General features: G+C 74.2%; 21 protein-coding genes. 15 read left to right on the top strand and 6 right to left on the bottom strand.

Going from position 1 to position 22358, the window contains the following annotated elements; translation table 11 throughout:
- Window positions 1-3 precede the first annotated feature (3 nt).
- Together BLU55_RS06505 and BLU55_RS06500 are read right to left on the bottom strand one after the other, a co-directional pair.
- The gene (locus BLU55_RS06505; protein WP_091727461.1) at window positions 4-2127 is read right to left on the bottom strand and encodes a sensor histidine kinase; all 2124 of its coding nucleotides are present in this window, start codon (window positions 2125-2127) and stop codon (window positions 4-6) included.
- An 86-nt stretch (window positions 2128-2213) separates the two neighbouring features.
- Window positions 2214-4229: a sensor histidine kinase gene (locus BLU55_RS06500; protein ID WP_091727458.1), complete on the bottom strand. Its 2016-nt coding sequence runs from the start codon at window positions 4227-4229 to the stop codon at window positions 2214-2216.
- A gap of 108 nt (window positions 4230-4337) precedes the next feature.
- On the opposite strand from BLU55_RS06500, the gene BLU55_RS19715 reads away from it, so the two are divergent.
- Genes BLU55_RS19715 through BLU55_RS06475 form a run of 5 tightly spaced genes read left to right on the top strand, consistent with a single transcriptional unit; the run spans window position 4338 to window position 6906 of the window.
- The gene (locus tag BLU55_RS19715; protein ID WP_091727456.1) at window positions 4338-4652 is read left to right on the top strand and encodes a thiamine-binding protein; all 315 of its coding nucleotides are present in this window, start codon (window positions 4338-4340) and stop codon (window positions 4650-4652) included.
- Window positions 4649-5275, top strand: a complete 627-nt coding sequence (locus BLU55_RS19610; protein ID WP_197681117.1) for a GNAT family N-acetyltransferase — start codon at window positions 4649-4651, stop codon at window positions 5273-5275. Before BLU55_RS19715 ends, BLU55_RS19610 begins: the two co-directional genes overlap by 4 nt.
- The gene (locus BLU55_RS06485; protein ID WP_091727453.1) at window positions 5272-5676 is read left to right on the top strand and encodes a YjbQ family protein; all 405 of its coding nucleotides are present in this window, start codon (window positions 5272-5274) and stop codon (window positions 5674-5676) included. The genes BLU55_RS19610 and BLU55_RS06485 overlap by 4 nt, the downstream gene beginning before the upstream one ends.
- A 7-nt stretch (window positions 5677-5683) precedes the next feature.
- Entirely contained in the window at window positions 5684-6412 is a 729-nt protein-coding gene (locus BLU55_RS06480) for a sulfite exporter TauE/SafE family protein (RefSeq protein ID WP_231917082.1), read from the top strand.
- 14 nt (window positions 6413-6426) lie between these two features.
- A complete protein-coding gene (locus BLU55_RS06475; protein WP_091727450.1) occupies window positions 6427-6906 on the top strand; it encodes an XdhC family protein in 480 nt (159 codons plus the stop codon).
- On the opposite strand, the gene BLU55_RS06470 is transcribed toward BLU55_RS06475, so the two are convergent.
- Together BLU55_RS06470 and BLU55_RS06465 are read right to left on the bottom strand one after the other, a co-directional pair.
- On the bottom strand, window positions 6870-8150 hold the full coding sequence (locus BLU55_RS06470; protein ID WP_091727447.1) for an RNA polymerase sigma factor: 1281 nt from the start codon (window positions 8148-8150) through the stop codon (window positions 6870-6872). The genes BLU55_RS06475 and BLU55_RS06470 overlap by 37 nt on opposite strands.
- Window positions 8151-8194: 44 nt before the next feature.
- Window positions 8195-8578, bottom strand: a complete 384-nt coding sequence (locus BLU55_RS06465; protein WP_091733525.1) for a YciI family protein — start codon at window positions 8576-8578, stop codon at window positions 8195-8197.
- 133 nt (window positions 8579-8711) lie between these two features.
- Between BLU55_RS06465 and BLU55_RS19380 the strand changes: the two genes are divergently transcribed.
- The 9 genes from BLU55_RS19380 (at window position 8712) to BLU55_RS06425 (ending at window position 18630) form a co-directional block, all read left to right on the top strand.
- Window positions 8712-9125, top strand: coding sequence for a hypothetical protein (locus BLU55_RS19380; protein WP_157682756.1), 414 nt, complete (start codon window positions 8712-8714; stop codon window positions 9123-9125).
- Window positions 9126-9143: 18 nt separating this feature from the next.
- The gene (locus tag BLU55_RS06460) at window positions 9144-9572 is read left to right on the top strand and encodes an NUDIX domain-containing protein (protein ID WP_157682755.1); all 429 of its coding nucleotides are present in this window, start codon (window positions 9144-9146) and stop codon (window positions 9570-9572) included.
- The gene (locus BLU55_RS06455; protein ID WP_091727442.1) at window positions 9569-10525 is read left to right on the top strand and encodes an SMP-30/gluconolactonase/LRE family protein; all 957 of its coding nucleotides are present in this window, start codon (window positions 9569-9571) and stop codon (window positions 10523-10525) included. Before BLU55_RS06460 ends, BLU55_RS06455 begins: the two co-directional genes overlap by 4 nt.
- Before the next feature lie 101 nt (window positions 10526-10626).
- Window positions 10627-12570: a 1-deoxy-D-xylulose-5-phosphate synthase gene (gene dxs / locus BLU55_RS06450; protein ID WP_091727439.1), complete on the top strand. Its 1944-nt coding sequence runs from the start codon at window positions 10627-10629 to the stop codon at window positions 12568-12570.
- Window positions 12512-13798, top strand: coding sequence for a gluzincin family metallopeptidase (locus BLU55_RS06445; RefSeq protein WP_091727437.1), 1287 nt, complete (start codon window positions 12512-12514; stop codon window positions 13796-13798). Before dxs ends, BLU55_RS06445 begins: the two co-directional genes overlap by 59 nt.
- Before the next feature lie 60 nt (window positions 13799-13858).
- Window positions 13859-15391 (top strand): amino acid permease, encoded by a 1533-nt coding sequence (locus tag BLU55_RS06440; RefSeq protein ID WP_091727434.1) that lies wholly within the window; start codon window positions 13859-13861, stop codon window positions 15389-15391.
- Window positions 15392-15429: 38 nt separating this feature from the next.
- Window positions 15430-16338: a proteasome assembly chaperone family protein gene (locus BLU55_RS06435; protein WP_091727432.1), complete on the top strand. Its 909-nt coding sequence runs from the start codon at window positions 15430-15432 to the stop codon at window positions 16336-16338.
- Between the two features lie 4 nt (window positions 16339-16342).
- A complete protein-coding gene (locus BLU55_RS06430; protein WP_091727429.1) occupies window positions 16343-17206 on the top strand; it encodes an acyl-CoA thioesterase in 864 nt (287 codons plus the stop codon).
- 113 nt (window positions 17207-17319) lie between these two features.
- The gene (locus BLU55_RS06425; protein ID WP_091727426.1) at window positions 17320-18630 is read left to right on the top strand and encodes a VCBS repeat domain-containing M23 family metallopeptidase; all 1311 of its coding nucleotides are present in this window, start codon (window positions 17320-17322) and stop codon (window positions 18628-18630) included.
- 33 nt (window positions 18631-18663) lie between these two features.
- On the opposite strand, the gene BLU55_RS06420 is transcribed toward BLU55_RS06425, so the two are convergent.
- Both BLU55_RS06420 and BLU55_RS06415 read right to left on the bottom strand, forming a co-directional pair.
- Complete coding sequence (locus BLU55_RS06420; protein ID WP_091727422.1) at window positions 18664-19539, bottom strand: MaoC family dehydratase; 876 nt, start codon at window positions 19537-19539, stop codon at window positions 18664-18666.
- Window positions 19536-20873: a 3-oxoacyl-ACP reductase gene (locus BLU55_RS06415; RefSeq protein WP_091727419.1), complete on the bottom strand. Its 1338-nt coding sequence runs from the start codon at window positions 20871-20873 to the stop codon at window positions 19536-19538. The genes BLU55_RS06420 and BLU55_RS06415 overlap by 4 nt, the downstream gene beginning before the upstream one ends.
- Before the next feature lie 168 nt (window positions 20874-21041).
- Here BLU55_RS06415 and BLU55_RS06410 point away from each other — a divergent pair, with 168 nt between their 5' ends.
- The gene (locus tag BLU55_RS06410; RefSeq protein WP_091727416.1) at window positions 21042-22337 is read left to right on the top strand and encodes an acetyl-CoA C-acetyltransferase; all 1296 of its coding nucleotides are present in this window, start codon (window positions 21042-21044) and stop codon (window positions 22335-22337) included.
- Window positions 22338-22358: the final 21 nt, after the last annotated feature.

Raw genomic sequence — 22358 nt, 5'->3', positions numbered from 1 at the left:
CCGTCACCGCGAGGTGACGGGCCCCGTGGCACGTCCGGGTGCCTCCGGCGCCGCCAGCGGCAGCCGGACCGTGACGGTGGTCCCGGCACCCGGCTGCGAGGCGATCGCGACCTCGCCGCCGTGCTGCTCCACGATGGCGTGCACGATGCTCAGGCCCAGGCCGGTGCCCTGGATGGCGCTGTCGGTCGCCTCGGCCGCGCGGAAGAACCGCGTGAACAGCTGCGCCTGGTCCTCCTCGCTGATGCCCATCCCGGTGTCGCTGACCTCGAGCACCGCGGCCCGGGGACCGCCGGCGCCGGCACCGCCGTCCGCGGACACGCACACCGCCACCCGGCCCCCATCGGGGGTGAACTTGACGGCGTTGCTGACCAGGTTGGTCACCACCCGCTCGAGGGCGACCGGGTCGCCGACGACGGTGACGGGCGCGTCGGGCAGCGTGGTGGCGACGGCCAGGTCACGGCTGCGGACCAGCTCGTCGAGCAGCTCCACCGCCTCGCCGGCCACCCCGACCAGGTCGACCTCGTCCTGCACCAGGTCGAGCTGGCGCGCCTCGGCCCGCGACAGCAGCAGCAGGTCCTCGACGAGCAGTCCCAGGCGCGCGGTGTTGCGCTCGATCCGGTCGACCGCGTCGCGCTGCGAGGGGCTGAGCTCGCCCAGGCTGCCGTCGGCGAGCAGCTCGACGTACCCGGAGATGCTGGTGATCGGCGTGCGGAGCTCGTGGCTGACGTTGGAGACCAGCTCCTGCTTGACGTGGTCGACCTCCTGGAGGCGGACCACCGACTGGTGCTCGCGGTCCAGGGCGGTCACCAGCGCCTCCTGCGCACGCAGCCGCTCGGTGATGTCCTCGCCCGAGGCGATGTAGCCCAGCACCCGCCCGCCGGGGGCGGTGATCTGGTTGAGCTCCAGCGAGATCATCCGGACCTCGCCGTCCTGGCGCACGAACTCCCAGTCGCGTCGCTCCCGGGAGGCGACCTGGGCCATCACGACGGCGGTGTGGTCGGGCGGGGTCGCGAAGTGCGCGGCCTGGCGGGCGACCTCGGCGGCGGTGTGGAACATCACGGGGCTGCGACCGAGCACGTCCGCGGCGGCGTACCCCAGGGTCTGGTGCGCCCCGTCGTTGTAGTGCGTCATCCGGCCGAGCTCGTCGGTGGCCACGAAGACCGTGCGGGTGGCGGAGTCGAGCATCCGCTCGACGGTGGTCTCCGAGCGCTCCTGCTGGCGGGTCACGGCCGAGAGCCGGTCGACGGTCCGGGCCAGCGGCACCACGAGGTAGGACAGCGAGGCGATGAACAGGAACAGCGTCACGTCGGAGAAGGCGGGCGGCAGGTTGCCCGGGAGGTCGGCGGCCAGCGGGCCGTGGCCCGCCAGCGTGAGGACGTACGCCGCGACGCTGGTGCCGAACACCTGCAGGTGGGTCTCGCGCTGGCCGGCGCGCAGGCCGCCCCACCCCAGCACCGGGAAGAGCAGGAAGATCAGGCCCACCCCGGTGGTGGGCCAGAAGATCGCCGCGACCACCAGCACCAGCGCCGCCCGCTGGGCCAGCAGCTCGACCCGCCCGGCCGCGGCCGCCCGCCGGCCCGGGGCCGAGAGCAGCGGGAGCACGACCAGCAGCGCGGTGACGGCGGTGACGAAGGCCAGCGCGCAGACCGGCAGCGCGGCGCCGCTGCCCCGGGTGCCGACCACGAACGGGTAGGCGACCAGGGCGCACAGCAGGCCGACGCCGAGGACCACGAGGTGGAAGCGGCGGGAGCCGAAGGTGGCGGCCGGCAGCGCCCCGACCCGGCCGCCGGGGTCCAGCAGCCAGGCCGCCAGCAGGGCGGGTGCGGTGACGGTGGTGGTCGCGCCGACGGCGGTGGCGGGGGACAGGTCGTAGGCCAGCGCCAGCAGGGGGGCCAGCAGCACGGTCAGCGCGACGAGGCAGGCCGGGAACCGGCGGCGTCCGAGGTAGACGAGCAGCGCCGCGCTCAGCCCGAGCGTCGGCCACCACATGTCGCGGCCGAGCTCCCACTGCGGAGGCAGCACGGACAGTGCCACCAGCGCGAGCAGCACCGCGGTCACGAGGGCCGTCCGCCCGAGGGGTCCGGCGTCGGCCCGCTGCTCGGGGGCAGCGCCGGGGGTCGTCGTCACGGCGCCTCCTCTCGGTGCGTCCCGACCGGTCGGCTCCATCGTGCCGCGTCGCGTGCGGCGTCGCGAGCGCCGGGGTGCGGTGTCGCTCAGGTGGTGGCGGGCAGCTCGACGTGGACGCGCGTGCCCTGGCCCGGACGGGACCGGATCGACACCTGGCCCCCGTGGTGGGAGACGATCGCGTGCACGATGCTCAGGCCCAGGCCGGTGCCCTGGATGGCGGCGTCGGTGGCCGCGGCGGAGCGGAAGAAGCGGGTGAACAGCTGCTCCTGGTCGGGCAGCGCGATGCCCATGCCGGTGTCGCGCACCACGAGCAGCGCGGCGCCGTTCTCCCGCTGCGAGACGGTCACCTCGACCTCGCCGCCGTCGGGGGTGAACTTCACCGCGTTGGAGACCAGGTTGGTCACCACCCGCTCCAGCGCGTCGGCGTCGCCCAGCACGGTGACCGGACCCGAGGGCAGGCGCAGCGCCGCACGCAGGTCGCGCTGGCGCAGCTGCTCCTCGAAGATCTCCCAGGCGCCGCCGACCACGCGGCGCAGGTCGACCGGGCTGCGGTCGAGCTGCAGCCGGCCGGCCTCGGCGCGCGAGAGCGTGAGCAGGTCCTCGACCAGGCCCTGCAGGCGCAGCGTGTTGCGCTCGATGCGCTGCACGGCGTCCAGCTGCGGGTGGGCCAGGTCGCCCAGGCTGCGGTCGGCGAGCAGCTCGGCGTACCCGGCGATGCTGGTGATGGGGGTGCGCAGCTCGTGGCTGACGTTGGAGACCAGCTCCTGCTTGACGCGGTCGACCTCCTCCAGCCGCTTGACCGACTCGTGCTCGCGCTCCAGCGCGGTGCGCATCGCCTGCTCCGCGCGCAGCCGCTCGGTGATGTCCTCGCCGGTGAAGATGTGGCCGCCGACGCGGCCCGACGGCTCGGTGATCCGGCTGACGCCGAGGGAGACGGTGCGCCGGCTGCCGTCGGCGCGCTGCAGGTGCCAGGGGCGCCGCTCGCCGGTCTCGAGCTGCGCGAGCATCACCCGTGTGGGGTCGGGCTCGGTCCCGAAGTGGGCCGCCTGGCGCTCGATCTCGTCCGGTGGCATGAACACCACGGGGGAGCGCCCCACCGCCTCCTCGGCGGCCAGGCCCAGCGTCTGCTGCGCGCCGGTGTTGAAGTGGGTGATGAGCCCGGCCCCGTCGACGGCGACGAACATGGTGCCGGTGGCGGAGTCGAGCATCTGCTCCACGGCCGAGGAGGCGCCCACCGCCTGCCGCGTGACCGTGGACAGCCGGTCGACGACGTGGGCGAGCGGCACCGAGCAGAAGCACAGGGCCAGGACGTAGAGGTAGAGCAGCGCCGCCTCGAGGCTCGGCGACAGGTCGCCGACCGAGCCGGGCGCGTAGGGACCTCGCCCCGCGACCGACCAGGCGTAGGAGGCGGTGCTGACGAGGAACAGCTGGACGTGCGCCTCGCGCTGCCGGGCCCGCACCGCGGCCCAGACCAGGACCGGCGGCACGAGGAACGCCAGCCCGAGGGTCGAGCGCGGCACGAAGACCCCCACGACCACCGCCACCACGAGCAGCCGCTGCAGCGCCAGCTCCGTGCGGCTGCCCGAGGCCGGCCGGTCGGAGGTGCGGACGAACAGGGGGAGCACCACGAGCAGCGCCGACTGGGCGCCGAGCAGGGAGACCAGCGCCATCGACGCCGCCGCGGCCGCGCCGTCCTGCGCCAGCGCGGCCCCGACGGGCAGCGGCAGGTTGACCAGGGCACCGGCGAAGGTGACGGCGAGGAAGCGGGCGCTGTCGACCGGCGGCGGACCCGGGTCCTGGTCCGCGGGGTCCGGGAGCAGCCAGCGGGCCACGAGCACGGCCGGCGCCACCAGCGCGAGGGCGCCGGCCAGGCCCAGGACGACGGGGGCGTCGTACCCGATCGCGATCGCCGGGGCGCTGACGAGCACCACCAGCAGGGCGGCCCGCAGCCGCAGCCGCGCGGGCAGGTGCAGCAGCAGCGCGACGACCAGACCCAGCGCCGGCCACGCGGCGTACGCCATGGGCAGGCGCGCGGGGTTGGCCAGCAGCACCACCGCGACCAGCAGCAGCGCCAGCCGCGAGGCCCAGACCCTGAGGTCCACGCGATCCCCCCTCCGCGTCGCGCCCCCGCGCGACGCCTGATTGTCGCCCACGCGGGCGGTGCCGGAAAACACGACGGCGCGCCGGGAGCGGCATGACAGGGTGGGGACATGCTCGTCGCCATCAGCATCAGCCCGTCCGGAGCGCCCTTCGAGGGAGCCGCCGCCGCCGACGGCGGGGTCAGCGACGCGGTCGCCGCCGCCGTGCAGGTCGTCCGCGACTCCGGCCTGCCCCACGAGCTCAACGCGATGTTCACCAACATCGAGGGGGAGTGGGACGAGGTGATGGCGGTCGTCAAGCAGTGCGTCGACGTGGTGGCCGCGCGCTACCCGCGGGTCGGGCTGGTGCTCAAGGCCGACGTCCGCCCGGGGTACGACGGGCAGCTGGCCGCCAAGGTGGAGCGGGTGCAGGAGCGGCTGTCGTGACCCCGCCGCCGGGGCTCGTGGTGCGCCCGGCGACGTGGGACGACCAGGTGCTCGCCCTGGTGCGCGAGGCCTTCGGGGCCGAGGGCGACCAGGTGGCGGCCCTGTGGCGCCAGGTCGGCACCTCCGACCTGCTCCGCGCCTCGCTGGTCGCCGAGCGCGACGGCGAGCTGGTCGGCCACGTCGGCCTGTCGCGCGCCTGGCTCGACGCCCGTCGCCGCCTGGTGGACGTGTGGCTGCTCTCCCCGCTCGCGGTGCGTCCCGCGCACCAGGGCCGCGGCGTCGGCGCCGCCCTGCTGGAGGCCGCGGTCGCCACCGCCCGTCGCGCCCGGACCCCCTGGCTGGTCCTCGAGGGCGACCCCGGCTACTACGGCCGCCACGGGTTCGAGCCGGCCGCCGCCCACGGCATCGCCCCGGCCACCGACCGCACCCCGGCCCCCGCGTGCCAGGTGGTGCGCCTCGAGGCGGCCGAGGACTGGATGAGCGGACGCGTGGTCTACCCCGACGTGTGGTGGCGCCACGACGCCGCCGGGCTGCGCGACCCGCAGCTCGCCCAGGTCGAGCAGGCCCTCGGCCTGGCGCCCACCACCAGCACCACCCACCAGCAGGAGGAGAGCACCCCATGAGGTCCGAGCTGCGTCGCTACCGCACCGGTGACGAGGAGGTCGTGCTCGACCTGACCTCGGACTGCGCCGACTTCGTCGCGGGGGAGGGCGACGGGCTGCTCCAGCTGTTCGTCCCGCACGCCACCGCCGGCATCGCCGTCATCGAGACCGGCGCCGGGTCCGACGACGACCTGCTCGCCGCCCTGGGCGACCTGCTCCCCGCCGACGACCGCTGGCGCCACCGCCACGGCTCGCCCGGGCACGGCCGCTCGCACGTGATGCCGGCCGTGGTGCCGCCGTACGCCACGGTGCCGGTGCTGGACGGGCGGCTGGCGCTCGGCACCTGGCAGAGCATCTGCCTGGTCGACCTCAACGTCGACAACGCCGAGCGGCAGGTCCGGCTGTCCTTCCTGCCCGGGTGAGCGGCGCGTGATCCTCGGGGTCTCGCTGCCGGTCCTGCTCCTCGTGGCCCTCGCGGTGCTGGTGGGGGCCCTGGCCCAGAGCCTCGTCGGCCTCGGCCTCGCGCTGGTCTCGGCCCCGGTGGTGACGCTGGTGGCGCCGCGGCTGATGCCCGAGCTGGTGCTCGCGCTGGCGATCCTGCTGCCCCTGCTGACGCTGCTGCACTCCAGGCGCGGCATCGACTGGCCGGGGCTCGGCTGGGTGCTGGGGGCGCGGGTCCCGGGCGTGGCGGTCGGCGTGCTGCTGCTGGCGGCGTTCTCCGACCGGTCGCTGGGCGTCGCGGTCGGCGTGATGGTGCTGCTGGCCGTCGCGGCGAGCCTCGGCACCTGGGAGCTGCGCGCCTCGCGCCCGACGCTGGCCACCGCCGGGTTCCTGTCCGGGGTGGCCGGCACCACGACCTCCATCGGCGGCCCGCCCGTGGCCCTGGTCTACCAGCGCCGACCCCCGGAGCAGCTGCGCTCGACGCTCGCGGTCTTCTTCGCGGCCGGGGCGGCCCTGTCCCTGGCCGGTCTCGGGCTCGCGGGCCGGCTGCACCCCGGCAGCCTGCTCCTGTCGGTGGTGCTGCTGCCGGTGCTGCTGCTCGGGCAGGTCCTGGGGGTGCGGCTGCAGGGCCACCTGGCCCCCGGCCTGACGAGGTACGCCGTGCTGGCGCTGTGCGCGGCCTCGGCGCTGACCCTGTTGGTGCGGAGCCTGGCCTGAGGCAGGCTGGCCCCATGACGACGCCCCGCGAGCAGCCCTGGTCCGACGACGGCGGCGCCCCTGGCCGGGTGGTGCTGCTGACGCGCAACCCGATCTCCGAGGCGGTCGCGGCGATCGCGGGCGTGGTCGGGCGCGAGACGGTCCTGGTCGAGCCCGACGAGGGCGGCCGCGGGCTGGCCGAGGTCGAGGGGCTCTCGCTGCGGGCCGGCGACGCCGTGGTGCTGTGCGACCACGACGCCCCGGACGCGCCGGCCGTGATGCGGCACGCGCTGGCCTCCGACGCGTCGTACGTCGCGATGATGGCGAGCCGGCGCCGCTCCGAGGGCCTGGTCGCGGAGCTGACCGAGGAGGGTGCCCCGGGGCTGTCCAAGCTGCACGTGCCCGCCGGCCTCGACACCGGCGGCAAGGCGCCGGGCGAGATCGCGCTGTCGGTGGTCGCCGAGGTCGTCGCCGAGTCCTACGGCCGCGGCGGCGGCCCGATGCGCTCGGCCTGAGCCGCGCGACGTTCGCAGAACCTCCTCACCGGCTCCCCGTCGGCCTGCTGCGCCAGGGCGCGGTAGCGCGCCGCCGCCTCCGGGCCGCGTCCGGTGCGCCAGCACAGGTCCGCCAGGGCGTACGCCGCGTCCCGGCGCGCGTAACCGGGGCCGTCGGCCGCCAGCGACACCAGGGCGGCCTCGACCTCGGCCACGACGGCGGCGTCGGCGGGCAGCGGGCGATCCGCCAGCTGGGCCGCCAGACGGGCCGCCAGACGGGCCACCGTGACGGCGGGGGAGGGCCACACCTGCTCGAGCGCGCCGTAGAGCTGCACGATGCGCGGCCAGTCCGTCAGCTCGGAGCTCGGGGCCACCGTGTGCAGGCCGGAGATGGCGGCCTCGAGGGCGAAGCGTCCGTCGCCGGCCGCTGCGCTCGTGGCGTCGGCGAGCCCGAGCCGCACCAGCCGGGTGTCCCAGCGGGAGCGGTCGACCTCGGCGAGCGTGAGCGCGACGCCGTCCGCGTCGACCCGTCCGGGGCGACGGGCCAGCCCCAGCCGCACCACGGCCCGCAGTCCTCGCAGCTCGGTCGAGCCCGGGTGCAGGGCGACCAGCGCGTCGGCGAGGGAGAGCGCCTGGCTGCCGGTGTCGGCCAGGGCGTCCGGCGGGTCGAAGCCGGCGCGGTGCGCGACCGTGAACAGCCCCGCCACGCAGTCCGCCACGACCGGCAGCCGCTCCAGCCGCTCGGCCGCGTCGGGCACCTGGAAGCTGCCACGGGCCCGGGCGAGGGAGCGCTTGGCGCGCGTGAGCCGGGCCGCGGCCGTGGTCTCGGTCAGGCCGAGGTGGCGGGCGACCTCGCGCAGCGGCAGGCCGCACACCACCCGCAGGGCCAGGACCAGCTGGGCGCCGGGGGACAGGGCCGGGTCGCAGGCGACGAACAGCAGGGCGGTGCGGTCGTCGAGACCGTCCGGCAGGGTGCCGGCGTCGGGGCCGTCGCGGTCGTCGGTCACGGTCGCTGCCACCTCCGCCCGGGCGAGGTCGGGCGTGATCCGGGTGAGCACCTCGGCGCGCCGGCGCTCGTCGATCAGGGACCGCTTCGCGACCCGCACGCACCAGGCGGTGAGGTCCTCGACGTCGTCGTGCTCGACCGCGCGCGCCATGGCCTCCGCGACGTGGTCCTCGGCCGCGTCCAGGCTGCCGCTCCACGCGGCCACCACCCGGACGGCCCGCGGCCAGGCCGCCCGGAACTGCTCGCTGGTGGGACGCACGACCCCATCGTGGCCCAGCGGCCGTGCGTCCCGACAGCGTCGGGTCACCCGGTGGGGAAGACCTTGCGCCACTCCACGGTGCCGTTGGTCGGGACCAGCGCTGCGACCGTGCGGGCCTGCGCGTCGTCGGCGCACTCCACGGCGTAGAAGCCGGTGATCAGCTCGCTGGAGTCGGCGTACGGGCTGTCGGTCCACACGGCGTCCTCGACCTGGCGCCCCTCCGGTCCGGGCGTGACCACCCCGCCGTGCCGGGCGTGCTGCAGGGCCTGGCCGCCGACGATGCGGGCGCCGAGCGCCGCGACCGCCTCCTGGAACTCGCGGTGCTCCCCGAAGGTCGCGTCGAGGTCGGGTGCCTCCTCGGCCCCGGGCAGGAACCGGTCGGAGTCCCAGTCGTGCTCGCGGATGAGGAAGACGTAGGTGTCGGTCATGGGATCGATCCTCTCGAGGTGGGTGGCGAGGTCCGCCACACCACCTTGACGAACGAGGCGCCCCGAGATCGACAGGTGGACCGGATCTCGTCGAGGATCGAACACGTGTTCGAAGGTCGGCTAGGATCAGCGCATGTTCTCGCCGCCCGCCCGCCAGCCCCGCCACCGGCCGCAGGGGAGCGCCGGCGTCGCCCCGCCGGGCTGGCCCCACGAGGTCCGACCGCCCGGGGTCCCCGACTGGGAGGCGACCGCCACCTCGTGGCTGCTCGACCTGTGCCCCCCGGAGTACCGCTCCTACCCGGCCGTCCGGCGCCACGTCGTGGTGCTCGCCCGGTTCGCTGTGCTCCACGTCGAGGCGTGCCAGGACGCCGTCAACCGGGGCCTGAGCCAGGCCCGTGGTGAGCTGCGCGAGGTGGCCGACCCCGACGTCGTGGAGGCGGCCGTGCAGACCTGGCAGCAGGAGTCGGCCCGGCTGATCGGGTTGCGCCGCGAGGTCGGGCTGGTGGAGGAGGCGCTGCGCGGGCGGCGCTTCGTGGCCCGGCTCTGAGCCCCTAGGGTGCTCAGCGTGCCCCGCATCGCCGTCGTCTTCCTGGTCGATCCCCGCGGCTGGGTCCTGCTCCAGCACCGCGACGAGCACGCGCCCCGGGCCGCCGACCAGTGGGGCATCGTCGGGGGCCACGTCGAGGACGGCGAGGACTTCGACGCGGCGGTGCACCGGGAGCTGCTCGAGGAGACCGGGGTCCGCGCCGACCTGCAGCTGTGGCGGGCCCAGGAGTTCCGCTACACCGACGGGCACACCTCCTCCTACCAGGTGTACGCCGGCCGCGTGGACCTCACCGACGACGACATCGTGCTCGGCGAGGGGCGCGCCATCGTGTTCGTCGACCCGTCGCAGGTGACCGCGCTCGACCTGGCCGAGTCGTGCGCGTGGTTCCTGCCGCAGTTCCTGGCCGGCGACCTCTACCGCGAGCTGGTCGGGGGAGCGGCCCGGTGAGCGCCACCGCCACCCGCCTCGAGGTGCCCGGCCACGGCGCCGAGGACGTCGTCGTCGAGCCCTCCGGGGACGCGCTGACCGGCACCGAGGACGGTGCCGTCGTGCGGGTCTCGCGCGACGGCTCCCTCACCGAGGTGGGCCGCACGGGTGGGCGGCCGCTGGGCCTGGAGCTCCTCGACGAGGACCGCCTCGTGGTGGCCGACGCCGAGCGCGGGCTGCTCGCGCTGGACCGCCGCGACGGTCGCGTCGAGGTCCTGGCGACCGAGGCCGCCGGCCGCCCGATCGGCGTGTGCAACAACGCGGCCGTGGGGGCCGCCGGCGAGATCTGGTTCAGCGACTCCAGCGCCGTCCACCCGCTCGCGCGCTGGCGGGCCGACCTCGTCGAGCGCACCGCCTCGGGACGGCTGCTGTGCCGGCGCGCCGACGGCGACGTCGAGGAGCACCTGAGCGGCCTCGACTTCGCCAACGGCGTGGCGCTGGCGGCCGACGGCTCGTTCGTCGTGGTCGCCGAGACCGGGGCCCGCACCGTGCGCCGGCTCTGGCTGACCGGTGACCGCGCCGGCACCGACGACCTGCTGGTCGCCGACCTGCCGGGCTACCCCGACAACGTCTCGCTCGGCAGCGACGGGCTCGTCTGGGTGGCGCTCGCCTCGCCGCCCGTCGCGGCCCTCGAGCTGCTGCGCGCCCATGCGCCCGCCGGCCTGCGCCGGGCGCTGCGGCGGGTGCCGCCGGCGCTGCTCCCGGCCCCGATCCGCCAGGTCCACGCCCAGGCCTACGACGCGACCGGCCGGCTGGTCCACGACGTCGTGCTCCCGCCCCACGACTTCCACATGGTCACCGGGGTGCGCGAGCACGACGGCTGGCTGTGGCTCTCCAGCCTCGAGGAGTCGGCGCTGCTCCTGGTCGAGGGGGCCCTCGACGCCCCGCCCGGAGCGGTCGTGGGCCCCGTCTAGACTCGGGAGACCCGGCCCCGGGACCCGACCCCGAGGCCCGCCGTCCGCGTGCCGACGGCCCTCACCCACCCCGCACGGCACGTCAGGAGGCAGCGACTCACATGGGTCACCTGCAACAGCTCACCGGCCCCGCCGACCTCGCCCGCCTCGACGACCACGAGCTGGACGAGCTGGCCGCCGAGGTCCGCGACGAGCTGATCCGCACCTGCGCCCCGCGCGGCGGGCACCTCGGCCCCAACCTCGGCGTGGTCGAGCTGACCATCGCGCTGCACCGCGTCTTCGACTCCCCGCGCGACCGCGTGGTCTTCGACACCGGCCACCAGGCCTACGTCCACAAGATGCTCACCGGGCGCGCCGACCGGTTCGACCGGCTCCGCGAGGAGGGCGGTCTCTCGGGCTACCCCAGCCAGGCGGAGTCCGAGCACGACATCGTCGAGAACTCCCACGCCTCCACCTCGCTGTCCTACGCCGACGGCCTGGCCAAGGCCTACGCCCTGCGCGGCGAGGACCGCCACGTGGTCGCCGTCATCGGCGACGGCGCGCTCACGGGCGGCATGGCCTGGGAGGCGCTGAACAACATCGCCGAGACGCCGCGGCACGGGCCCGACAAGCGGCTGGTGATCATCGTCAACGACAACGGCCGCTCCTACATGCCGACCGTCGGCGGCCTGGCCGACCACCTCACCGCGCTGCGCACCAGCCCGCGCTACGAGCAGCTGCTCGACGTGGTCAAGCGCCGGCTCAACGGCGTCCGCGGCGTCGGCCCGGCCGTGTACGACGCGCTGCACGCCATGAAGAAGGGCATGAAGGACGCCCTCGCCCCGCAGGGCCTCTTCGAGGACCTGGGCCTGAAGTACGTCGGCCCCGTCGACGGCCACGACCGCCAGGCCATGGAGCACGCGCTGACCCAGGCCAAGAAGTTCGGCGGGCCCGTGATCGTCCACGCCGTCACCCGCAAGGGCTTCGGCTACGACGCCGCGGAGCGCAACGAGGCCGACCAGTTCCACCAGATCGGCCCCTTCGACGTCCTCACCGGCGTCGGCAGCCCCAAGGGCCGGATCTGGACCGACTGGTTCGCCGAGGAGATGGTGGCGATCGGCGCCGAGCGCGCCGACGTCGTGGCCATCACGGCCGCGATGCTCTACCCCGTGGGGCTCGATCGCTTCGCCGCGGCGTACCCCGAGCGCACCTTCGACGTCGGCATCGCCGAGCAGCACGCCGTCACCAGCGCCGCGGGCCTGGCGATGGGCGGGTTCCACCCGGTGGTCGCCATCTACGCCACCTTCCTCAACCGGGCCTTCGACCAGGTGCTGATGGACGTCGCGCTGCACCACTGCGGCGTCACCTTCGTGCTCGACCGGGCCGGCGTCACCGGCGACGACGGGGCCAGCCACAACGGCATGTGGGACATGTCGATCCTCCAGGTGGTGCCCACCCTGCGGATCAGCGCGCCGCGCGACGGCGTCCGCGTCGCCGAGCTGCTGCGCGAGAGCGTGGCCGTCGAGGACGCGCCCACCGTGGTCCGGCTGCCCAAGGGGGCCCCGCCCGCCGCGGAGATCGAGGCGGTCGACCGCGTCGGCACGATGGACGTGCTCGTGCGCGACGGGGCCCGCGACGTGCTCATCGTCGGCATCGGCTCGATGGCAGCGGTCTCGGTCGAGGTCGCGGCCCGGCTGGCCGACCAGGGGATCGGTGTCACCGTTGTCGATCCGCGCTGGGTCAAGCCGTGGGATCCTGCGATCGTCGACCTCGCCCGTGACCATCGCCTGGTGGTGTGCGTTGAGGACAACGGCAGGGTCGGGGGATGCGGCTCGACGCTGCTGCAGCTGCTCAACGACGAGCGGGTGGCGACGCCGTTCCGCCAGCACGGGATCCCCCAGGAGTTCCTCGACCATGCCAAGCGCGACACGATCCTCGAGCGGATCGGCCTCACGGCGCAGTCGCTGGCGCGGGGGATCGTCGAGGAGGTCACCGCGCTCGACCGCGGTGCTGCTGACGGCGCTGCTCCTGCTGCTGCCGACGGGCTGTCGCAGCGACGACGCTGACCCCGGCAGCGCCCTGGGCCCCGCCGACGGCAGCGCCGCCGGCTCCCAGGGATCGCCCGCCGCCCGGCTGACCCCCGAGCAGCGCCGGGCCCGCGAGCAGCGCGTGCTCGACCAGCGCGCCCGCGCGGTCCGCGAGGGCGACCTGCCGCTGTTCCTGCGCAGCCTGGACCGCCGCGACCGCGCGTTCGTGGCCCGGCAGCGCCGCTACTTCGCCAACGTCGTGCAGCTCCCGCTGGAGCGCTTCGACTACCGGGTGCTGCCCCAGCAGTGGGACGTCACCCGCCGGCCCGGCTGGGGCCCCGACGCCCAGGTCCCGCAGGTGGACCTGGTGACCCAGCTGCGCGACTTCGACACCCGGCCGGTGCGCCGCACCGTCGGCTTCGCCTTCACCTGGGTCGGGGGTCGGCCGCGGCTGGTCTCGGACCGCGGTGCCGCCGACGAGCCGATGTACGCCGGCGCCCCCGCGCCCTGGGACCTCGCCGCCGTCACCGTGCGCCGGCGACCGGGCGTGCTCGGGGTCTTCGACCGCCGCACCGCCCCCTCGGCCGACCTGGTGATGTCGTCGGTCGAGCAGGGGATCGCGCAGGTCGACGAGGCGCTGCCGTTCACCTGGCCCGGCCAGGTCGTGGTCTACAGCGTCGAGGACTCGGCCGTGCTCGACTCCTTCACCGACGTCCCCGGCGGCTCGATCGACCTGCTCGGGGCGATGACCTTCCCGACGTACGCCGCGCCGGAGAGCTCGCCGGTCGCCTCCACCCGGATGCTGGTGATGGCGGGCTCGGTCGCCGCCGGCCAGCCGTTCCTGGGCCGGATCGTGCGCCACGAGCTGAGCCACGTCGCGCTCGGCACCCGCGACGACGGCGCGCCGACCTGGCTCTCCGAGGGCCTGGCGGAGTACCTCGGCGCCCGCAGCGTGCCGCTGGACCAGCGCATCATCCCCACGGCCGCCGTCGAGCGGGCCCGGGAGGGCGACGCCCGGCTGCCGGTGTCGGGGGAGTTCAACGGCAGCGACCAGGAGTGGAACTACGCCCTCAGCTGGATGGCGGTCGACCACCTGGCCACGGCCCAGGGCGAGGACCGGGTGTGGGACCTGGTCGCCGCCCTGCACGACGACGGCCGCGGCACCCCCGACGAGGCCCAGGACGCCGTGCTGCGACGGGTCGTCGGGATGGACTCCCGGCAGCTCGCGGCACGCGCCGCGGCGCGGATCCGCAGCCTCTACGGCTGACCCGGCGGCCCGGCGCGGGGCGTCTCGTCACGGGGCCTGCCCGGTTGTAGCGTGCCGCCCATGGACCTGTTGCGAACCAAGTCGGTCGAGCAGTCGCTCAGCGACACCGAGGACCCTGACTTCAAGCTCAAGCGGAACCTCACCGCCCTCGACCTGACGGTGTTCGGCATCGGCGTCATCATCGGCGCCGGCATCTTCACCCTCACCGGCAAGGCGGCCCAGCAGTACGCCGGACCGGCGGTCGTCTTCTCCTTCGTCATCGCCGCCGTGTGCTGTGGCCTGGCGGCGCTGTGCTACGCCGAGTTCGCCTCGACGGTGCCTGTCAGCGGGTCGGCGTACACCTTCTCCTACGCGACGCTCGGCGAGCTCGTGGCCTGGATCATCGGCTGGGACCTGATCCTCGAGCTGATGCTGGGCGCCTCGGTGGTGGCCCAGGGCTGGAGCCAGTACTTCGTCAACTTCCTCGACGCCATCGGCCTGGGCTGGCCCGACGCCATCGGCCCGGCCGCGGAGTCCGGCTGGGGCCACGTCAACCTCGCGGCGTTCCTGCTCGTGGCCGTGCTCACCGCCCTGATCGCCGTCGGCATCAAGGAGTCGCTGCGGGTCAACCTCGTGCTGGTCGGCGTGAAGCTGTTCATCGTGCTGTTCGTCATCGTCGCCGGCCTGTTCTTCGTCAAGGGCGGCAACTACACGCCGTTCGTCCCGCCGTCGGCCGGCTCCCAGGACGCCAGCGGCATCACCCAGCCGCTGTTCCAGTGGATCTTCGGCTTCGAGGCGCAGACCTACGGCATCCTCGGCATCGTCTCGGGCGCCTCGATCGTGTTCTTCGCCTACATCGGCTTCGACGTGGTGGCCACCACCGCGGAGGAGGCCAAGAACCCCCAGAAGGACCTGCCGCGCGGCATCATCGGCTCGCTGGTCATCTGCACCTTCCTCTACGTCGCCGTCGCGCTGGTGATCACCGGAATGGTCCGCTACGACCGGATCGACCCCAACGCCGCGCTGGCGACCGCCTTCCAGGACGTCGGCAAGGACGGCTTCGCCACCCTCATCTCGGCCGGCGCGGTCGCCGGCCTCACGACCGTGGTGATGACGCTGATGATCGGCGCCGTCCGCGTGCTGTTCTCGATGAGCCGCGACGGCCTGCTGCCGCGCGCGTTCGCCAAGACCTCCAAGCGCACCGGCACCCCGGTCACCATCACCCTGACGATCGGCACCGCCGTGGCGCTGGTCGCCTCGCTGACCCCGATCGGCGACCTGGAGGAGATGGTCAACATCGGCACCCTGACGGCGTTCGCACTGGTCTCGCTGGCCGTGCCGATCCTGCGCCGCACCCGCCCCGACCTGGAGCGCTCGTTCAAGGTGCCGTTCAGCCCCGTGCTGCCGATCCTGGCCGCCGTGGTGTGCGTCTACCTGGCCCTCAACCTGTCCATCGAGACCTGGCTGCGGTTCCTCATCTGGATGGCGCTCGGCTTCGCGATCTACTTCGCCTACGGCTACAAGCACAGCCGGGTCGGTCTGGCCGACGGCGCGCCCCCGGTCGACCACGCTGCTGCCCGGTCCGGCCAGGGTCACGACCGCACCCCCGACTAGGGTGGGACGGTGCCCGAGCGGGCACCGGAGGAGGTCAGGTGAGCCAGGCACGGTTCGTGCACATCGTGGACGAGGTCCCCGAGCTCGAGGGTCGCAGCGACGGTCCCGTGCTCGTGGTGGCGCTCGAGGGCTTCCTCGACGCCGGCAACGCCTCGAGGATCGCGGTGGCCCACCTGCAGGGCGACCCGTCGGGCCGGGTGGTGGCGAGCCTGGAGATCGACGAGTTCTACGACTACCGGGCGCGGCGCCCACCGCTGACCTTCCTGGAGGACCGCTACGCCGACTACGTCGCCCCGCGGCTGGTCGTGCGGCTGCTCGAGGACCAGCTCGGCGCGCCGTACCTGCTGCTGAGCGGGCCCGAGCCCGACTTCCGCTGGGAGGGCTTCGCCCGCGCCGTGCGTGCGGTCGTCGAGCACTTCGGCGTGCGGCTCGTGGTCTCGCTGGGCTCGGTGCCGATGGCGGTGCCCCACACCCGCCCGGTGCAGCTGACCAACCACGCCAACGCCCAGCGGCTGCTGGTGCAGGACAACGTCTGGAAGGGCGAGATCCGCGTCCCGGCCAGCGCCCAGGCGCTGCTCGAGGTGCGCCTGGGGGAGTGGGGGCACGACGCGATGGGCTTCGTGGCCCACATCCCGCACTACGTGGCGCAGTTCGACTACCCCGGCGCCTCGGCCGCCCTGGTCGAGGGCCTCGAGGACGTCACCGGCCTGCAGTGGGACACCGAGCCGCTGCGCGAGGCCGGCGAGGCCCGCCAGGTCGAGCTGGCCACCCAGATCGCCGACTCCGACGAGGTGCGCGAGGTGGTGCACGGCCTCGAGCAGCAGTACGACGCCTTCCACACCGCGTCCGCGTCCCTCCTCGCCGAGGACCAGCCGCTGCCCAGCGGCGAGGAGCTCGGCGAGCAGTTCGAGCAGTTCCTCGCCCGCCTCGAAGACCCCGAGGAGTAGCCCCGTGCCCCAGTCCGTCGACGAGCTGCTCGCGCTGCTCGACCTCGAGGCCATCGAGGACAACCTGTTCCGTGGCCAGCAGCCCGACACCCAGCTGCAGCGCGTCTTCGGCGGCCAGGTCGCCGCCCACGCCCTGGTGGCGGCCTCGCGCACGGTCCCGGAGCGCTACGTCGTGCACAGCCTGCACTCCTACTTCCTGCGCCCGGGCGACACCTCCGTCCCGATCGTGTACGACGTCGACACTCTCCGCGAGGGCCGCAGCTTCGCCACCCGCCGCGTGATCGCGCGCCAGCACGGCCGCCCGATCTTCGCGCTCACCTCCAACCACCAGGTCCCCGAGGACGGGCTCGAGCACCAGGACCCGATGCCCGAGGTCCCGGCTCCCGAGGACTGCCCGAGCCTGGTCGACGTCACCCAGGGCCCGCCCGAGGTGGCCGAGCGCTGGAAGCGGGAGTGGGACGTCCTGGAGATCCGCCACGCCGGCGACACCCGGCCCGGCGGCAGCCTCCCTCACGACGGCCGGGCGGCCCGGTCGCGGCTGTGGATCCGGATCAGCGGCGCGCTGCCCGACGACCGGCTCACCCAGGTCGCGGCGTTCACCTACGCCAGCGACATGACGCTGCTGGCCGCCGCGCTCGTGCCCCACGGCCTGGAGATCAGCTCGCCGGGCCTGCAGGCGGCGTCGCTGGACCACGCCGTGTGGTTCCACCGGCCGTTCCGGGCCGACGACTGGTGGCTCTACGACCAGGTGTCGCCCTCGGCCTCCGGTGGTCGCGGCCTGGGCCTGGCGCGCGTGTTCACCCGCGACGGCGTGCTGGTCGCGACCGTCGCCCAGGAGGGGCTGATCCGCGTCCGCGACGCGGACTGAATCGGGCGAAGTCGTCACCTAATAGCGCAAATATTCGCACAATGGTGACGACACGCCGTTAGCTCCGTTACTTTCTGAGCACCCAAGCGGCTCGAGTGACGGATGTGGTTCATGTGATCAGGCTTCGACGTGACGACCGGGGGACCCGGCGCACGCCGCTCCTGACCGGCATCACCCTCGCGCTGGGCGCGGCCCTGGGCGTCTCCACCGCCCTGGCTGCCGGTCCGGCCGCGGCCGCCAGCGACGCCGGTCACGGGTCGGGCCGCATGGGACCCGAGTCCGCCCGCACGGTGACCGTGGACCCCGCCACCGGCCCCGACTTCGAGATGCCCTTCACCTGTGGCCAGTCGTGGACCGGCAGCAGCCGGGCGTCGCACTCGCCCAGCGCCTGGACCGTCGACTGGAACACCCCCGACGACCTCGGCAAGCCGGCCCTGGCCAGCGCGCCGGGCGTGGTCACCCTGACGCGCTCCCTCACCACCAGCTACGGCCGCTACGTCGTGGTGGACCACGGCAACGGCTGGACCACGCTCTACGCCCACCTGAACGCGATCGTGGCCACCGTCGGCCAGGTCGTCGACCAGGGCGACCTGATCGGCTACGTCGGCAGCAGCGGCGGCTCGACCGGTCCGCACCTGCACTTCGAGGAGCGGCTCGGCGGCGCCTACTTCGCGCCGTGGTTCACCCGGACCCGCTGGATCTTCGGCGCCACCGCCGCCTCCGGCAGCTGCGGCGACCGGCCGCTGGCCGGCGACTGGGACGGCGACGGCAAGGACGAGCCGGGCGTGTGGCGCCCCACGGCCACCGGCGGACGCTTCCTGCTGCGGGCCCCGGCGGGCAAGCAGACCATCGCCTGGGGCCGGGCGGGCGACACCCCGGTCGTCGGCGACTTCGACGGCGACGGCACCTCGCAGGTCGGCACCCGGGGGCTCGGCTCCTCGAGCTGGCAGCTGCGCGGTCGCACCGGCGCCACCGCGACGGTCGCGGGCCTGGGCACGGGCTCGGACGCCCCGCTGAGCGGCGACTGGAACGGCGACGGACGGGCGGAGCTGGGCTGGTACCGCTGGTCGTCGCACACCTTCGTGCTCCGCCGGACCGACGGCACCCTCAAGAGCTACGTGTGGGGCCAGACCGGCGAGCAGCCGGTCGTCGGCGACTGGGACGGCAACGGCGCCGACGACCTCGGCGTCTACCGCCCGACCACGGGGACGTGGCGGCTGCTGACGATCGGCACCTCGGGCACGAGCTCGCGCACCGTGACCTACGGCGGTCCCGGCGAGCTCCCGGTCGTGGGCGACTGGGACGGCGACGGCACCGACGACCTCGGCACCTGGAGGTCCACGACCGCCAAGTTCTCCCAGCGGCTGGAGACCTCGTCGGGCTCGCGCTCCACGCTCGTCGGGTTCGGGCTGCGCCGGGGCTGAGTCCCCGCGGGGCCCCGGCGCCCGGCCCGCCGCTCAGAGGCGGCGGGCCCGGCCCACCAGGTGCGGCTTGCCGCTGCGCGGGTCGGTGAGGGAGAAGTCCAGGCCGTCCTCGGCGGTGCGGGACCCGAAGGCGACCGACCCCGGCAGGAAGACCGGCTTCTTGAACTCGACCTCGACGCGCGAGGCGTCCCCGAGCCGGTTGGCGAAGGCGGCCACGCAGCGCGCCTTGGACCACATGCCGTGGGCGATCTGGCGCTTGAAGCCGAACGCCCGGGCGGTCAGCGGGTAGAGGTGGATCGGGTTGTGGTCGCCGGACACGGCGGCGTACCGCCGGCCCAGGTCGCCCGGCAGCCGCCAGGTCAGCCCGGTGCCGCGCACGACGTCGAAGGGCTCGCCCTCGACGCGCGCGCCCTCCTCGCCCCGGCCGACCCGGAGGTAGGTCGAGGTCGACTCCCAGACGCGCTCGCCGTCGGCCGAGACCTCGGTGACCAGGTCGAAGACCCGTCCCTTGGGGTGGGGCCGCAGGTCGCGGGCCGTGGCCGAGACGTCGAGCCGCTCGGTGGGTGCGAGCGGCCGGTGGGAGGTGATCGCGTTGCCCAGGTGGACGGTGCCGATCGCCGGGAACGGGAACGACCGGTCGGTCATGATCCCCATGTGCAGGCCGAAGGCCAGCATGTGCGGGTAGGTCACCGGCAGCACCTGGCTGGGCTCGAAGCCGCAGACCCGGGCGTACGCCGCGACGTGCGCCGGGTCCACCGCCACCCCCTCGCGGCGCAGCACCAGGTCGGGCAGCTCGGTGCCGTGCCGGGCGACGCCGGGGAGCAGGTTGACCCCGGGCAGGACGGGCAGCGCGGCCTTGAGCATCATCGGCAGCCCGCCGGGCTGCCCCTGCACCGTGCGGTCGGTCATGCGCCCAGCATCATCTGGCCGCAGACCCGCACGACGTTGCCGTTGACGGCGGTCGAGCCGGGGGAGAGGTACCACGCGATCGCCTCGGCGACGTCGACCGGCAGCCCGCCCTGCGACATGGCGTTCATGCGCTGGCCGACCTCCCGGGTCGCGAAGGGCACCGCGGCGGTCATCTGCGTGATGATGAAGCCGGGCGCCACCGCGTTGACGGTCACGCCGTTGTCGACCACGTCGGCCAGGGCGTCCACGAGGCCGATGACGCCGGCCTTGGACGCGGCGTAGTTGGTCTGGCCGACGTTGCCCGCGATGCCGGCGATCGAGGAGACGCCCACGATGCGGCCGTTCTGGGCGACCAGGCCCTGCTCGAGCAGCTCGCGCGAGATCCGCTCCGGGGCCATGAGGTTGACCCCGATGACCGAGGACCAGCGGTCCTCGGCCATGTTGGCCAGCTTCTTGTCGCGGGTGATGCCGGCGTTGTGGACGACGGCAGCCACCTGGCCGTAGGTGTTCTTCACGTGCTGCGCGATCCGCTGCGGTGCGTCCTTGGCGGTGATGTCGAGGACGAGGTGGTCGCCCTCGATCTCGCGCATCACGGCCTGCAGCTCGCTGGCGGCCTGGGGCACGTCGACGCCGAGGACCTTGGCCCCGTCGCGGTGCAGCACCCGGGCGATCTGCTCGCCGATCCCGCGCGAGGCGCCGGTGACCACGGCGACCGTGCCGGCGAGGGGACGGGCCGGGTCGGCGACCGTGCCGGCCTCGGTGGTGCCGGTGGCGCCCAGGCGGACGACCTGGCCCGAGACGTAGGCGCTCTTGGGGGAGAGGAAGAAGGCCAGGGTGGAGGCCAGCGTCTCCTCGGCGCCGGGGGCGACGTGGACGAGGTTGACCGTGCTGCCGTGCCCGATCTCCTTGCCCAGGGAGCGGGTGAAGCCCTCCAGGGCGCGCTGGGCGACCCGCTCGCCGGCGCTGTCGGTCTGCTCGGGCACGGTGCCGAGCACGACGACGCGTGCGCAGGAGGTGAGGCTGCGCATCAGCGGGGTGAAGAAGCGCTGCAGCTCGACGAGCTCCTCGGCCGAGGTCAGGCCGGTGGCGTCGAAGACCAGGCCGCGGTAGCGCTCGCCGGTCGTGGGGACGGCGACGTTGGCGATGCCGAGGTCGTCGAGGGCGACGACCAGGCTCTTGCCGAGGCGGCCCCGGCCCCCGGTCACGACGGTGCCGTCGACGAGCGGGGCGCCCTCGGTCCAGCGCACGAGCGGGGTCGGCGCGGGGAGCCCGAGGTTCTTGACGACCAGCTTGCCGATGGGGGTCGAGGTGAAGAACTGGTATCGGTCAGACATCACGGTCCTCTAGTCTGGGGCGGGGTTGCTACTCGTCAGTACGTCGTCAATGTAACGACGGGTGTAACTCGGCGTCCATTTTTCGTGACGTGGCACTCAGTGCGTTCATCCTGCCCCACCGCTGGGTCAGGATGGGTCGTGCCGGACCAACCAAGGAGCAGACACCTGATGCAGTCCCAGACGCGCCGCGTCGCCGTGCTCGGCGGCAACCGGATCCCGTTCGCCCGCTCGAACTCCGTCTACGCCAACGCCTCCAACCAGGAGATGCTGACGGCGGCCATCGACGGGCTCGTGACCCGCTACGGCCTGCAGGGCCAGCGGCTCGGCGAGGTCGTGGCCGGCGCCGTGCTCAAGCACAGCCGCGACTTCAACCTCACCCGGGAGTCGGTGCTCGGCTCGAAGCTGGCGCCCGAGACCCCGGCCGTCGACCTGCAGCAGGCGTGCGGCACCGGCCTCCAGGCGGCGGTCTACGTCGCCAACAAGATCGCGCTCGGCCAGATCGACGCCGGCATCGCCGGTGGTGCCGACACCACCTCCGACGCGCCCATCGCGATCTCGGAGAAGCTGCGCAAGAAGCTGATCAAGGTCAACCAGCAGAAGGACAACGTCAGCCGCCTCAAGGCGCTCGGCGCGATCCGGCCCACCGACCTCGGCATCGAGGTCCCCCAGAACGGCGAGCCCCGCACCCGGCTCTCCATGGGCGAGCACGCCGCGCTGACGGCGCTGGAGTGGCAGGTCACCCGCGAGGCCCAGGACGAGCTGGCGGTCACCTCCCACCACCGTCTCGCCGCGTCGTACGACGCCGGGTTCCAGGACGACCTCATCACGCCCTTCAACGGGCTCGAGCGCGACCAGAACCTGCGCGCCGACTCCTCGCTGGAGAAGCTCGCCACCCTCAAGCCGGTCTTCGGCAAGGGCGAGGCGGCCACCATGACGGCGGCCAACTCCACGCCCCTGACCGACGGCGCCTCGGCCGTGCTGCTCGGCACCGAGGAGTGGGCGGCCGAGCACGGCATCAAGGTGCTGGCCTGGTTCGTCGACGCCGAGACCGCGGCCGTCGACTTCGTCCACGGCGGCGAGGGCCTGCTCATGGCCCCGGCGTACGCCGTGCCGCGGATGCTCGCGCGCCACGACCTGTCCCTGCAGGACTTCGACTTCTACGAGATCCACGAGGCGTTCGCCTCGCAGGTGCTCTCGACCCTCAAGGCCTGGGAGGACCCGGTGTTCTGCAAGGAGCGCCTGGGCCTGGACACCGTGCTCGGCTCGGTGGACCGCGCCAAGCTCAACGTCAACGGGTCCTCGCTGGCGGCCGGTCACCCCTTCGCGGCGACCGGTGGCCGGATCGTGGCCAACCTGGCCAAGCTGCTCGACCAGAAGATGGCGGCCACCGGTGAGGGCGGCCGCGGCCTGATCTCGATCTGCGCCGCCGGCGGCCAGGGCGTCACCGCGATCCTGGAGCGCTGAGCCCCACCCCGATCCGGGACG

The organism is Nocardioides scoriae, assembly GCF_900104965.1.
Lineage (GTDB): Bacteria > Actinomycetota > Actinomycetes > Propionibacteriales > Nocardioidaceae > Marmoricola > Marmoricola scoriae.
Note: the sequence above shows the minus strand (reverse complement) of the source record. Positions and strands in the feature narration are given on the sequence as shown.

Bases quoted from the DNA above. Each gene is read 5' to 3' on its own strand.
- BLU55_RS06485 (WP_091727453.1), top strand. From the start codon at position 5,272: ATGAGGTCCGAGCTGCGTCGCTACCGCACCGGTGACGAGGAGGTCGTG.
- dxs (WP_091727439.1), top strand. From the start codon at position 10,627: ATGGGTCACCTGCAACAGCTCACCGGCCCCGCCGACCTCGCCCGCCTC.
- BLU55_RS06420 (WP_091727422.1), bottom strand. From the start codon at position 19,539: ATGACCGACCGCACGGTGCAGGGGCAGCCCGGCGGGCTGCCGATGATG.
- BLU55_RS06465 (WP_091733525.1), bottom strand. From the start codon at position 8,578: ATGACCGACACCTACGTCTTCCTCATCCGCGAGCACGACTGGGACTCC.
- BLU55_RS19715 (WP_091727456.1), top strand. From the start codon at position 4,338: ATGCTCGTCGCCATCAGCATCAGCCCGTCCGGAGCGCCCTTCGAGGGA.
- BLU55_RS06415 (WP_091727419.1), bottom strand. From the start codon at position 20,873: ATGTCTGACCGATACCAGTTCTTCACCTCGACCCCCATCGGCAAGCTG.
- BLU55_RS06440 (WP_091727434.1), top strand. From the start codon at position 13,859: ATGGACCTGTTGCGAACCAAGTCGGTCGAGCAGTCGCTCAGCGACACC.
- BLU55_RS19380 (WP_157682756.1), top strand. From the start codon at position 8,712: ATGTTCTCGCCGCCCGCCCGCCAGCCCCGCCACCGGCCGCAGGGGAGC.
- BLU55_RS06475 (WP_091727450.1), top strand. From the start codon at position 6,427: ATGACGACGCCCCGCGAGCAGCCCTGGTCCGACGACGGCGGCGCCCCT.
- BLU55_RS06410 (WP_091727416.1), top strand. From the start codon at position 21,042: ATGCAGTCCCAGACGCGCCGCGTCGCCGTGCTCGGCGGCAACCGGATC.